This window comes from Paenibacillus sp. PK1-4R (assembly GCF_030369595.1).
Taxonomy (GTDB): Bacteria; Bacillota; Bacilli; order Paenibacillales; family Paenibacillaceae; genus Paenibacillus.
In genome coordinates this window covers 6,841,336-6,854,147 of the sequence record NZ_CP126535.1, presented here as the reverse complement: position 1 = coordinate 6,854,147, position 12,812 = coordinate 6,841,336, and the positions used below count along the sequence as shown (strand labels likewise).

The 12,812-nt window shown below is 42.8% G+C and carries 13 protein-coding genes; 12 read left to right on the top strand and 1 reads right to left on the bottom strand.

The window, feature by feature from the left end; all coding sequences use genetic code 11:
- Positions 1-215 precede the first annotated feature (215 nt).
- A complete protein-coding gene (locus QNO02_RS29785; RefSeq protein WP_076217103.1) occupies positions 216-1,928 on the top strand; it encodes an AIPR family protein in 1,713 nt (570 codons plus the stop codon).
- A gap of 168 nt (positions 1,929-2,096) precedes the next feature.
- Here QNO02_RS29785 and QNO02_RS29780 read toward each other — a convergent pair whose 3' ends face one another.
- On the bottom strand, positions 2,097-2,435 hold the full coding sequence (locus tag QNO02_RS29780; RefSeq protein ID WP_076217104.1) for a helix-turn-helix domain-containing protein: 339 nt from the start codon (positions 2,433-2,435) through the stop codon (positions 2,097-2,099).
- 165 nt (positions 2,436-2,600) lie between these two features.
- On the opposite strand from QNO02_RS29780, the gene QNO02_RS29775 reads away from it, so the two are divergent.
- The 11 genes from QNO02_RS29775 to QNO02_RS29725 all read left to right on the top strand — a co-directional run bounded on the left by QNO02_RS29775 (position 2,601) and on the right by QNO02_RS29725 (position 12,697).
- Positions 2,601-3,404, top strand: a complete 804-nt coding sequence (locus QNO02_RS29775) for a DNA-binding protein (protein WP_289390743.1) — start codon at positions 2,601-2,603, stop codon at positions 3,402-3,404.
- A gap of 116 nt (positions 3,405-3,520) precedes the next feature.
- Entirely contained in the window at positions 3,521-4,243 is a 723-nt protein-coding gene (locus tag QNO02_RS29770) for an NPCBM/NEW2 domain-containing protein (RefSeq protein ID WP_289390742.1), read from the top strand.
- A 31-nt stretch (positions 4,244-4,274) separates the two neighbouring features.
- On the top strand, positions 4,275-4,823 hold the full coding sequence (locus QNO02_RS29765) for a hypothetical protein (RefSeq protein WP_289390741.1): 549 nt from the start codon (positions 4,275-4,277) through the stop codon (positions 4,821-4,823).
- Positions 4,824-5,090: 267 nt separating this feature from the next.
- Positions 5,091-6,359, top strand: coding sequence for a WXG100 family type VII secretion target (locus QNO02_RS29760; RefSeq protein ID WP_289390740.1), 1,269 nt, complete (start codon positions 5,091-5,093; stop codon positions 6,357-6,359).
- Between the two features lies 1 nt (position 6,360).
- Positions 6,361-6,828, top strand: coding sequence for a hypothetical protein (locus QNO02_RS29755; RefSeq protein ID WP_289390739.1), 468 nt, complete (start codon positions 6,361-6,363; stop codon positions 6,826-6,828).
- Between the two features lie 46 nt (positions 6,829-6,874).
- The gene (locus QNO02_RS29750) at positions 6,875-7,282 is read left to right on the top strand and encodes a contact-dependent growth inhibition system immunity protein (RefSeq protein ID WP_289390738.1); all 408 of its coding nucleotides are present in this window, start codon (positions 6,875-6,877) and stop codon (positions 7,280-7,282) included.
- Positions 7,283-7,583: 301 nt separating this feature from the next.
- On the top strand, positions 7,584-9,134 hold the full coding sequence (nikA, locus tag QNO02_RS29745) for a nickel ABC transporter substrate-binding protein (protein ID WP_082762929.1): 1,551 nt from the start codon (positions 7,584-7,586) through the stop codon (positions 9,132-9,134).
- Positions 9,134-10,081 carry a nickel ABC transporter permease gene (gene nikB, locus QNO02_RS29740; protein ID WP_062836581.1) on the top strand — a complete coding sequence of 316 codons (948 nt, stop codon included), beginning with the start codon at positions 9,134-9,136 and terminating at the stop codon, positions 10,079-10,081. Before nikA ends, nikB begins: the two co-directional genes overlap by 1 nt.
- The gene (nikC, locus tag QNO02_RS29735; RefSeq protein ID WP_289390737.1) at positions 10,078-10,932 is read left to right on the top strand and encodes a nickel transporter permease; all 855 of its coding nucleotides are present in this window, start codon (positions 10,078-10,080) and stop codon (positions 10,930-10,932) included. Before nikB ends, nikC begins: the two co-directional genes overlap by 4 nt.
- The gene (locus tag QNO02_RS29730; protein WP_289390736.1) at positions 10,929-11,729 is read left to right on the top strand and encodes an ABC transporter ATP-binding protein; all 801 of its coding nucleotides are present in this window, start codon (positions 10,929-10,931) and stop codon (positions 11,727-11,729) included. Before nikC ends, QNO02_RS29730 begins: the two co-directional genes overlap by 4 nt.
- Positions 11,726-12,697, top strand: a complete 972-nt coding sequence (locus QNO02_RS29725; protein ID WP_353959096.1) for an ABC transporter ATP-binding protein — start codon at positions 11,726-11,728, stop codon at positions 12,695-12,697. Before QNO02_RS29730 ends, QNO02_RS29725 begins: the two co-directional genes overlap by 4 nt.
- Positions 12,698-12,812: the final 115 nt, after the last annotated feature.

Sequence of the window (12,812 nt, the reverse complement as noted above, 5' to 3'; positions counted from 1 at the left end):
ATTAAATGTAATCTGTAATTAGGGGGAATTCGTGAATTTCCGAAATGAAAGTTTAATTTCTTCTTAAAAGAAGAATTCTTTAAGAAGCATAATTTCCTTTAAGATAATGCAGAGATATTATGAAATTTTCTAATAATGACAGACCCTTGATTTTGAGGAATTTTGAGTATATAGTGAAATTTACTTGAATAAAATGGGTAATAAGGAGGATTTACGTGGATAGAATAACTAAAAGTCTTATGGATGATTTCTCTAAAGTAATGGAAATAGAAACAAATAATCAAAGTAAATTATTTGAGATGTTTTCTACATATTCTATTTTATCAAAACACCACAGTGAGAAATTTGAGCTGGACGATGTAGTTGGTGGAGAAGGTGGAGATTGTGGAATAGATGGACTTGCAATAATTTTTAGTGGAATTTTGGTGAATACAGTAGAAGAAATTGATGACATATTAGAACGTTCAGGTTTAATATCTGAAGTTAATATCATTTTAGTACAATCAAAGACCTCCTCTTCTTTTGATGGAGGAGAAATGAGAACCTTTGGTGATGGAGTGATCGACTTTTTCTCTGAGAATCCAGGATTAGTTCGAAATGAGTTTATACAAAAAAAAGCGAAATTGGTAGAAAAAATTATCAGTATAGCAGCAAAAGTGAAAAAAATAACATGCAAAATGTTTTATGTTACAACTGGAAAGTGGTTAGATGATCAAAACTTATTGTCAAGAATTTCAAAAGTGCAAGAGGAAGTAGAAAATTTAAGTTTATTTAAAGAGATAAACTTTACTCCATTAGGAGCAAAAGAAATACAAAAATATTATAGAGAGACACAAGAAAAAGTAAATGCAACCATCAAGTTTCAAAATAAGGTGTTAATACCTGATATTGAGGGAGTTCAAGAATCGTATATTGGTACATTGGAATTAAAAGAATACTTAAAAATAATCGTAGATGATCTGGGTAATATAAAGAGAGGAATTTTTTATGATAACGTAAGAGATTTCCAAGGCGAAAATGATGTTAATTTGAGCATTGAGAAAACATTACGTTCCAGTAAATCAGGTAGATTAGCTGTTCTTAATAATGGTATTACAATAGTGACAAAGACCTTGACTGTGGCTAGAAATGACTTTTCTTTGGAAGACTATCAAATTGTTAACGGATGCCAAACTTCTCATGTAATTTACAATAATCGTGAATTTTTAAATTTAGATGTTTCTTTGCCGATAAAAATAATTGTTCCAGAAAACGATGAAGTAGTAAATGATATAATTGTAGCAAATAATAGCCAAACGGAAGTCAAAAAAGAAGAATTAATGGCATTAAGTGATTTTCAAAAAAATCTTGAGCTATTTTATAATTCTATAGATGATCCCAAAAAACGCTTATATTATGAAAGAAGATCAAAGCAATATGATTCTGATCCGGGCATTGAGAGGGTGAGAATTATAACTATATCCTCCCAAGTCAGAAGTTTTGCATCAATGTTTTTAGATAAGCCGCATCTAGCTAGTAGATTTTATGGTAAATTGCTAGAAGAACTACAAGGTACAGCATTTTTAGAAGATCACGAACTTTTACCTTATTATACTAGTTCATTTGCTTTATATAAGCTGGAATTTTATTTTAGAAATAAAAACCTAGATTCGAAATATCGTAAATTTAAGTATCATATATTAATGTTACTTAAAATCTATTCGAACGAGGAAAAAGTTCCAAATTTCAATTCAAAGAAAATAAATAGATATTGTGAGGATATCAACAAAATTCTATACAATGGTAATTTGCTGGATGTCTTTAAAGAACTTACAACTGTTATTGATAAGGTTGTCGAAGATATTAATGATACGGAGACAACCAAGAGAATAAGTTTAAATAAAGAGTTAATTGATAAATTTCAAGAAATGAAAATAAAACTAAATTAAATTGAAGGCGTTCGTAAATCTTACGAGCGCCTTCTTTTCAAGTAACCCTTGTAGTCATTCGTTAGCTCTGAAATATGGAAGATGAGAATAATTTATAAAAAATTTAATCTCGCTATGAAACTATAACATTGTTGAGTAATTAATATATGGACATTTTCAACATTTTACTTATCGATTATTATTTTTAATAGCCTGAATTACCTCGGTATTTATCTTTGTAAGTATTTTTATTTCCGCTGTACTTCTACTGTTAATCAAGGTCATGTGTTCATCAATGGCAATATGTCGTTCTGAATTATTATTAAATTGGAAAAGTTCATTAGCAGGAATTTGCAATCCTATTATTATTTTTTCCAAAGTCTCCAATGAAATATTTCGATCTCCACGTTCAACCCCACCAATATAGCTATAATGAAGACCTGCTGCTTCCGCCAGTTGTTCCTGAGTCCAGCCTTTTGCCTTCCTTAACTCACGTATTCGATTTCCTACGTCCTCTGGTAAACTCATTTGATCACCTCCACTTAAGGTTAGAAGAGGTTATAGAATCCTTACAGACTAATATGTGCAAACTGTTTTGTTGAATAAAAGTACTTATAAGTACAATTTATATTGATCTTCTTTTGATTTATCTATACAATTATAAAAAAATGGATAATTAAGGAGGATCTCCTTTTGCGAAAATCTATCCTGAAATCACTCAAACCGCACATCATTGTTGAAATGCTGGATATGGCTGTGGCTTTTGAGAATTGGAACAAGGTAATGGAGAGGGCGGACATGTTATATCAATGTGTTCAGTCTATCCATGAAGAGCGCCAGGAGTATCGGTCAGAGGGAGTGCCTGCACCACATATACACATCGAGCGGCCCTTGGTCTACTATTACGGGATCAGTCACTTAATGCGGGGTATGGCTCACCAGAAGTTGGGACAGGTAGATCAGGCGAGGGCATGTATCGATCAATATGCAGAACTGGGATGGTTGGAGGATCTGGATGAGGTAGATATGCTGGTGGTACAGGAGTTCAGACATAAGGCACTGGTGAATCGATATGCTCTTGAGATTGAAGCTGGGCAGGTGGAACTGCTGGAGGAGTTTGTGAACTTTTTGCTTGAGCATCTGGAGGAAGGTTTGGCAGGTCTGAAGGTGATTACGGAGGCAGCAGTGCGGCATAGATGGCAGATTGATCGGGTTTTACATGTGTTCGAGGATCAGATACAGGGTATTGGCAGAGAAGAGGATTCTTCAAACAACGATGATATGTACCATTACTGTTATCAGCGGGCTTTGTATGAACAGTGGATGGGAAGACCACAGGAGGCATTGGAGTTCATTTTGCAGGCTATTCGGTTAGCGGATAAGCTTGGGATGAATCGGTATTTTATAAGGTGCACGGCATTATTGGAATCATTGCGGGAAGAGGCTACAGAGGAGCAGATTGGGCGGTATCGGGTTATGCTGGAGGGGATGAAGTAGATCAACGAATAAAGCTAGTGTCTCATCTAACAACAATACTATATACAATGGCCTCCTTTTTGGGTATTATTGGAATGCTTATCAAGAATTCAATATACCCAAAAAGGAGAAAAGACATGAAAGACAAAGTTAAAGGTTTAGTTATAGGTGTATTAATAGGTTCACTATTAACAGGAGCAACAGCTTTTGCAGGAACTAATACTAAGATTAGTGTAGTTATGGAGAACGTTAAGATGATGTTCAACGGAGTACATAAGAGCACAACCCAATCAATCGTGTATAACGGTAATTTGTACGTACCTGCCAAAACAGCAGCCCAAACCATGGGTGAATCTTTTACGTATGACGGAAAGAGCAAAACAGCCTCATTCGGTACTAAATCCGGAACATTTAAGTATTTAGATGAAGTTTCCTACGCTAGAATAGATGGTATTGTTGATAGAGTTTATTTTAAGAATTGGGAGAACCCTAAAGGGTTGAAATTTACTATAGCAAATCAAAAGTATCTTCACGGTATTGGAACGATACTAGATAATTATACTTACACTAAAGACGAATTATTGTCTGTAGATTATAACTTAAATGGTGGCTATAAGAAATTAACCGGGTTTATCGGAATTGATGATTATACACGAAATTCTACAAACGCAGGTTCCATTGTAATAAAAGGTGATGGGGAAGAATTGTTTAGGAAAGATGAAATGAAGGGCGGAGACATGCCTGAAAGCATTAATGTTGATGTCACAGGTGTTTTAAAACTTCAGATTATTTTTGAATCAGCTTTAGATAAAGGGGAACAAATTGATATTGTTCTTGGCGAAGCTAAGTTGAGTAAATAGTAAAGTCAAATAAAATTAACGGGGGTTTAGCATGCGTAAAGTTATGTTACTTGTAATCACAGTCTTTATGTTAACTACATTATTTTCACCAGGTGTTGATGCAGCCACAAAGACTACTAAAAAACCAGTAGTCGGTAAATTAGAAGGGGCAGTTACCTATCAATATAATAAGTTTATTGGAACTAAATCGGATGTTGGAGCAGAAGTTTACTTAATTCCAAAAAAACAAAAGAAGGCTTCAATTACTACCCAACAGATGATTGATATTTCAGACAAAAAGATAAAAGCTAATTCAGTTGGTATATATTACACAAAAGTGAATGGCAAAGGTGATTACAAGATCAGTGGAATACCAGAAGGTGATTATATAATATTAATAATCTCATTGAATACAACTAGAGATTTCCTCACTAAGTATGATGATAAAGCTGCTACAAAGTTACTAAAACCTTATTTTAAAGATTGGAACAACTTATCAACAGGAATGCTGGAGGCATTTAAAAGTGTAGCAGAAGAGATTACAATTACAGGAAATGATACGACCGATTATAGTCATGACTTTGGATATTCATATTTATAGAACGAAACCAGCCTCTGCCCATAAATGCAGAGGCTATTAATATTATAGGTTCAAAAGTTTAGATAGTAAGGCCAGTGGTAATTTAATGGGTACACGTCTTATAAGTATCTTAAATATGAAGTGGGTATATGCATATAGGACCATAGCACCGATAAGTAGCACAGATTGTGTTTTTAGCATGGTGAAATCAGGATGTTAGCCGGATAGTTTACATATTACACTTCTGCTAACATAGGATAATCCTATTTCGAATGAGCGGAGAAACGTATGAGTACAATCAAAGTTACCCCTGAACAACTACATCACGTATCGAATCAGGTGGATCAAGCCAGACAACAGTTGGAGAGTATACGAAGTGAACTGACGAGACAGATCATGTTCGTTCAGATGATGTGGATGGGCGCGACGCAGGAGCGATTTTACTATGAGTTCGAGCAGTCACGACCTATACTGGATAAAGCGATGGAGAGTATGGTGAACACATCGAAGGAATTGAAGGATATCGCCATGCGTTTCCAAGATGCAGATGCTCAGAAGGGAAGTCTGGGTGGTGCGTTTGGAGCAGTCGGTGCCGCAGCTATGATGACCAAATCATCAGGTGATTCAGGTTCGGGTGACAAGGGCTATCGGATGGCGCAAGTCAATATGTTTGGTAAGTGGGTATGGATGCCTGTCAACGAGAATGGTGTTGCGGATCAGGCTGCTCTTCAGGCTTATCAGAGGGATCAGGGAAATCTGGACTTTAATCGCATGCAAGCTGTGAACGTTGAACCGCCTGGGGAAGATATTTTTGCATTACAGATCAAGGCGTTTGAGATGGGGATTCATCCTACGACGGGAGAGCCTGTATCCGATAAGTATGCTCAGATGATGGTGACCTCTCTGAAGTTTAGTCAGATATTCATGGCGATTCAGATGGTTCGCGGGAGCATGCCGGGTGGTAAAGGACCTCATCGATTGCCTGCTTCTAATCCAGCTGTGGCGAAGATTAAGCAGCATATTGAGGCAGCTAAGGCGAAGAAAGATAACGCACAAGGTAGAGTTCTAGGGGAAAATAACAAACCTAGAATCAGTGAGGGAAATATTCGGACAGAACCATCCTTAACAAAAGGCGCTTCTCCTGAAGGTAATTATGCTGTGGGGAAGGATAGAGGCTGGACTAAACAGAATGAGTCAGCTAACATCTTCGCTAAAGAGGGCTATCATATTAAAATGCTTGATGAAATTGATGGAGGAAATGGGTACGGCATTAAGGAAGGAAGTAATCCTGACTTCCTAATTGAAGGAAAAGTATTTGACCATTATGCACCTATTAATACTAAAAGCGCCAATGGAATAGCTGAAGAGATTAAACGTAAGACTAAAGATCAAGCAGATAGAGTTATCTTAAATTTAGATGGATTCACAGATGCAAAAGTAGCAGAAGTGAGTCAAAAAATCTTGGGGAAAACTAACCCGAACGGAGATTTAAGACGGCTACAGGAATTATTTATTATTAAAGACGGGAAAATAGATCTGCTCTTCTGGAGGGAATAGTATGGATTTAGCATTGTACCTATTTTATAAAAAAGACACGAAACAATTAGCCGAATTATTGTTGAGTTCTTTAAAAGATTTTTCTCAGGAGACCCATATGAAATCGAGTGAGGATTATTACACGATAACCAATCCTAACTTCTCATTTATCGTACAAGACGATGATGAATTAGTGAGTTTTACGAGAGAAGAGTTGAATTTAAATATTAATTATTGTATCAATATTTCCGTTTTCTCACACTCACCCGAAGAGGGATTACAAGTCATATTCCAAGCGATTAATACTCTATCAGACAGATTAGATGAGGATATTGCATTGACAGATAGTGAATCTGGCGTGATTTTTCTCAGGTCTGATGGTCAACTTGTGATTAACTCGCATTGCAGAGAGAACCCTGATATCTATGATTGGCCTTATGATTTACTGGATGGAAACTTTATTGAGAAGGATATGGCAGGGTTGATTTGAGAAAATTGTGGGTTCCATTCATGCATTCATAACCGGAGGGGTAAGGTTGGGTAAACTAATTAAAGAAATATACTCCGTAGATCAAAATGTTCAGACAGCGATTGGCGACGCTCCTCTGGATCAATGGTATGATAAGCTACTCCATAAATCAGTAGATGAGCTTGACTTAGAAGATGTTAGTAGAATGTTGGGCCAACATGTATTTATAGATCTTGGTATAGAAAAGGCTATAGAAATTTTATCAGAAGATCCCCTTGCTGGGGAGATGTATGATGGACATCTGTTGAAGCTTCTTTGTTCTATTGAAACGAATAATTTCAGAGACTTATTACAACTGAAAAAATTACTCCAGACTATCAAGAGTAATCTTTCTCAGTTCGAATGGGCTGATGAAGAAGATCAGGAAGAGTACGCTGAGTTATTAGAACGTTTTCTGAAAAAGGTCAGCCTTTAAAATTGTGATAACAACATCGAGGTTACTGGTCACATATGCTGGAAGACTACGAAACTGGGTTGTAACTCTTCTAGAAATTTTGGATGGTTCTACCTGCAAACAATCCCGGATCGTAAAGGAAATGCCCACTAATAAAGCCCTCTTATGTAACAAAAAACATGAAGAATCCGCTCTCATTCGAGAGTCGGATTCTTTCTCGTTCCAACACCAACATAACTCTTGTCAAAACGTAATCATTACGATATGATAATACTCATTGTTTAGATCATAATGATTACGATTAAGAGAGAGGGGCATTACCTTGAATAAAAAGACGCCACTGCTAGCGCTGGTCTCCTTGGCCTTGAGCGCTGGACTGTTGAGCGCCTGCGGATCATCTGAGTCCAGTCCCGCTGCGCAACCATCCACCGATAATAAAAATGTTCACTTCCTATATAACTTCTCCACGAGTTCGCTAGATCCACATGTGGATTCCAGCTATGTGCCGCTGCGCGCGGGCATTACGGAAACGCTGGTTCGTCTCGATGAAGAGAATCTGACGGTTGCTCCATGGCTCGCCGAGAGCTGGGAGAGCGAAGACGGTCAGCATTGGACGATCGACCTGCGAGATGATGTGACCTTCCAGAACGGCAAGCCAATGACGGGTGAATCCGTTAAGGCATCCCTTGAGCGGGCACTGGAAGAGAATGTAGCCATCCAGAACGCGCTGAAGATCGATACGATTGAAGCCGAGGGCGACAAGCTGGAGATCACTACAACTCAGCCGTTCCCGGAGTTCGCTTCGGAACTGGTGAACCCCAACACGGCGATTATCGACGTGAGTGAGCCGGACATTGTGAACAAGCCGATTGGTACGGGCCCGTTCAAGCTGACTTCTTTTACCCCAGGCAGCAAGCTGGATCTAGATCGTTATGATGAATACTGGGACGGAGCATCGCCTCTGGATTCCATCACGTTCTCATTCAATGAAGATGCCAATGCCCGCACACTAGCGCTTAAATCTGGACAGGTAGATATCGTATACCGTCCGGAGGTAGAGAGTCTCGAATCGCTCAAAGCGATGGACGGCATGACCGTTGAATCTACATCGACGTTCCGCGTGCATCAGCTAACGATGAACATGCAGCGGGAGAGTATGAAGGACCTCAATGTTCGTCGTGCGCTGGACGCGCTGATTGACCGTCAGGGCATTGTGGATACGATCCTGCTAGGATATGGCGAAGCTGCTATCGGACCGTTCCTGCCATCGCTGCCATTTGCGCCAACCTATACGGATACAGCAACGGAATCTGGAGCTGATGTCGCTGTAAAATATCTTGGCGAAGCAGGGTACACGCAGCAAAACGGCGTGATGACCAAGGACGGCAAACCGTTGCAGTTGACGCTGCTGACGTATTCGGCTCGTGCCGATCTGCCACTAATTGCTCAAGTGTTCCAATCTGATGCGAAGAAGATCGGTATCGACGTGCAGATTCGCCAGATTGACACGCCAGAAGATTATATGGCATCCAACCGTGACTGGGATATTGCGACGTACAGTAATTTGACGGCTCCTCGTGGGGATGCAGGATATTACCTGAATGCAACGTACCATCCGAAAGGTGCTCTTAACTTTAGTGGATCGGAAGATCCGGAGTTGACCAAGATCATCGACGAATTGAATCTCACAGTTGCACCGGAGAAGCGCGCAGAGCTTGCCGAGAAGGCAGCCAACTACGTGCATGACAACGTGCTGAACTCATTCGTGCTGCATCCAGGTACAATCGTTGCCTACAACGGTAAGAAGATCAAGAACTGGGTTACCACTCGCAGTGAATATTACATGATTACCAATAAGCTGGATGTGATGTAATGTTTCGCATTTTGCTTCGAAAGTTCCTTGAGGTATTTATCTTTTTGTTGTTCATTATGTTTGTGAGCTTTCTGTTCATTCGTCTGGCTCCCGGTGATCCGGTGCTGACGATCCTGAACGTGGACGAACTGTCTGTTAGCCAGGAGCAGGTCGAAGCTGTACGCGAGGAAATGGGCTTCAACGATTCGCTTCCTGTCCAGTTCGGCAATTGGTTGCTCGATTTCGTTCGACTCGACTTCGGCGTGTCGTATTCAACAGGCCAGCCTGTTATGCAGACCCTGATGCGTGCGCTGCCAGCTACGGCTGAACTGACGATTGGCGCACTGCTGGTCATGCTCGTGATAGCGATCCCGCTCGGCTCGCTATCAGCGCTCCATCGTGGTAGTTGGATTGACCGCGGCAGCCGAATGCTCTCCATTGTGGGTGCGGCGGTGCCGAGCTTCTGGCTGGGTCTGATCCTGATCGACATGTTCGGCGTACGCTTTGGCAATCTGCCAACCATGGGGCGGGATGGATTCACATCACTTATTCTGCCATCTCTGACGCTGGGACTTGCCATCTCCAGCGTTTATGTGCGTCTTTTGCGTTCCAGCTTGTTGGATTCACTCAGTCAGGAGTTCGTTCGGTCCGCTCGAGCAAGAGGGTTATCCGAAGGCCGGATCTTCATGCTACACGCGTTTCGGCATAGTCTTCCGCCTGTCATTACGGTATTCGGCGTAAGCCTCGGCAGCCTGATTGGTGGAGTCGTCGTGATTGAAGTGTTGTTCGCTTATCCGGGTATCGGCAAACTTGTCGTTGATGCTATCCGCCAGCGTGATTATCCACTGATCCAGGGTTACATCTTGATCATGGCTATCGTGGTATTCCTCGTGAATACAGCGGTTGATCTGTCGTACCGTTATTTGAATCCCGAAATGAAACTCAAGGAAAAGGAGGCCCACAGATGAAAACCATGCCCCTGCCCATTCCAACGACAAAATCTAAAAAACATAACTGGCAGGCGATCATTGGTCTGCTGTTTGCACTGCTGGTCATCGCGGCCTCCTTATATGCCTTTTTATACTTGAAGCATGATCATACCTTAACCGATCTGCGCGCACGATTGCAGGATGCAAGTGCTCTCCATCCGTTCGGCACCGACCATTTAGGTCGTGACGTACTGACACGTCTGCTGCTTGGCGGCGGCCAAACAATGGGTTATAGCTTGCTAGCACTCGGTGCCGCATTGCTGATTGGCATTCCATTTGGTTTGATCGCAGGATACAAACGTGGCTGGGTCGATAAGCTGTTCATGCGAATTGCTGATGCTTTTCTAGCTTTCCCTGATACTATCGTGGCGATTGTGCTCAGTGGCCTGCTTGGCGCGGGAATCGGTAATCTGGTATTGGCAATCGTGATTGTGAAGTGGGTTAGCTACGCCCGTCTCGTTCGAAGTACGGTCTTATCTGAGTCACAAAAGGATTACATTCGCATCGCCCGGACCAACGGACTTTCGGACGGTCGTATCATGAGAAAACATCTGCTTCCGCATATCGCAGGCCATGTGCTCGTGCTGGCCAGTCTTGATCTGGGCAAAATTATCCTGCTCATCTCATCATTGTCCTACATTGGCCTTGGCGCACAGCCGCCAACACCTGAATGGGGTGCGATGCTGAATGACTCGCGGCCTTACTTCCAGTCTCGGCCAGAGCTGATGATCTATCCTGGTCTTGCCATTGTCTCGGTAGTACTGCTCGCGAACATGCTGGGCGACTATCTTCGAGACCGGTTTGACGTGAAGAAGGAGGTGCAGCCATGATTCTCTCCATTGAGGAACTAAGCATCTCCAGCCAGGATCGTACGATTGTAGATCAAGTCTCTCTGGCTGTTCGCGAAGGTGAATTCATGGCATTGGTTGGACAGAGCGGTAGCGGCAAAAGCTTGCTCTCGCAAGCCATTGGTCGTCTGTTGCCGCCCAACCTGCATGCGTCGGGTCGAGTCATGTTCGAAGGCAGCAACCTGCTCGAACGGAAGCCAAAGGAGATGCGCGCCCTGCGGGGAAGCCGCATCTCATATATTTTTCAAGACTATCAGGGAGCGTTTACGCCATTCCGTAGCATTGGCGGACACTTTGATGAATACCAGAAGGTACATGGGGAAAAGTCTTCTTCCATCCGCAAGAAACGGGCTGAGGAAGCATTGGAATCCGTTGGCCTTGGCGCTGAATTGCTGCGCCGCTACCCGTTCCAGTTGAGCGGTGGGCAGCTTCAGCGGGCCTCGATTGCCACATCGCTGATGCTGTCTCCTCGTTTGTTAATCGCAGACGAGGCAACGACGGCGCTCGATAGTGTATCCGGTCATCGCGTACTGGAACTGCTGGCACGCAAACAAGCGGAGACGGGATGTGCCATTTTGTTTATCACACACGACTGGCGCCATGTACGTCGCTATGCCAACCGCTTGGCTGTGATGAAGGAAGGTCAGATCGTCGAATCTGGCGGGAAACATCGCATTCTTGATCATCCCCAGCATGAATATACGCGCCAGCTGATTGATGCGGCTCCCGTTCTGAGTCGCTCGCTGAAGTCGGGATTGAAGGAGGCAGGAGCCGAATGAAGACAACCGCAAATGATGAACACCGTGGACTCATGCAGTCCGAAGAAGAATCTGGTGTGCGAAGCCACGATTTTGCTAAAGACTTAAACCATGCAGACACAGACAATACAGTCATAAATACTACAGAAACAGATCATGCAGTTACAGATGCGGATATAGATACTGCCGGTTCAGACAATGCTTCATCGCTCAGCATCCCAGGCAATCCTGTGCTTCACGTGGAACATCTGAGCCGAACGTATGCAGGTGCAGACCGACCGGCTGTGAACGATATTTCCTTCACTCTGAACCGCGGCGAGTGCCTTGGCCTGGTTGGTGAGAGCGGGTGCGGCAAGAGTACGCTCGCCCGCTGTCTGTTGAGGATCGAAGATGCAGATACGGGCTCGATTACACTGGGTGGACAGGATATTGCACGGCTGAGCGGCCGACGGTTGCGGCCTCATCGCCGGAAGATTCAGATTGTTTTCCAGAATCCAATGGCAGCACTGAATCCCAAGCTCAAGATTGCTGATTCACTAATCGATCCGTACGAACAACTTGGACGGAACGCCGAGCTGTCCCACTTTACCTATACATCGAAGGAGGCTTACGTCCAAAAGCTGCTTGAAGCGGTGGAGCTTCCTAGCGATTTGGCTGGACGTTACCCCCATGAGCTAAGTGGTGGACAGCGTCAGCGCGTCACGATTGCACGTGCTATTGGTATTGAACCGGACGTTGTCGTTCTGGATGAACCTACGGCCAGCCTGGACGTGATCTCGCAAGGTGCAGTTCTGCAATTGCTTACCGATCTGCGGACATCACTTGGTCTTTCATACGTGTTCATCTCGCATGACTTGGCCGCGGTACATCGCATGAGCCAGCGCATCATCGTTATGCGGGAAGGTCAGATCGTTGACCGCTTTGGTGCAGATGCGTTGTTCGCTGAAGAACGCCATCCGTATACAAAGGAACTGATTTCAATTTTCTGAGTACTCCCGGAGACGCCGGGGGTGGTAATTGTTAATTTATATATGAAGCCGCCTTACGAAGAGATTCGAGAGCGGCTTTTAGTGCATCCATGTAATAACCCAAAGTCCCCCTAAA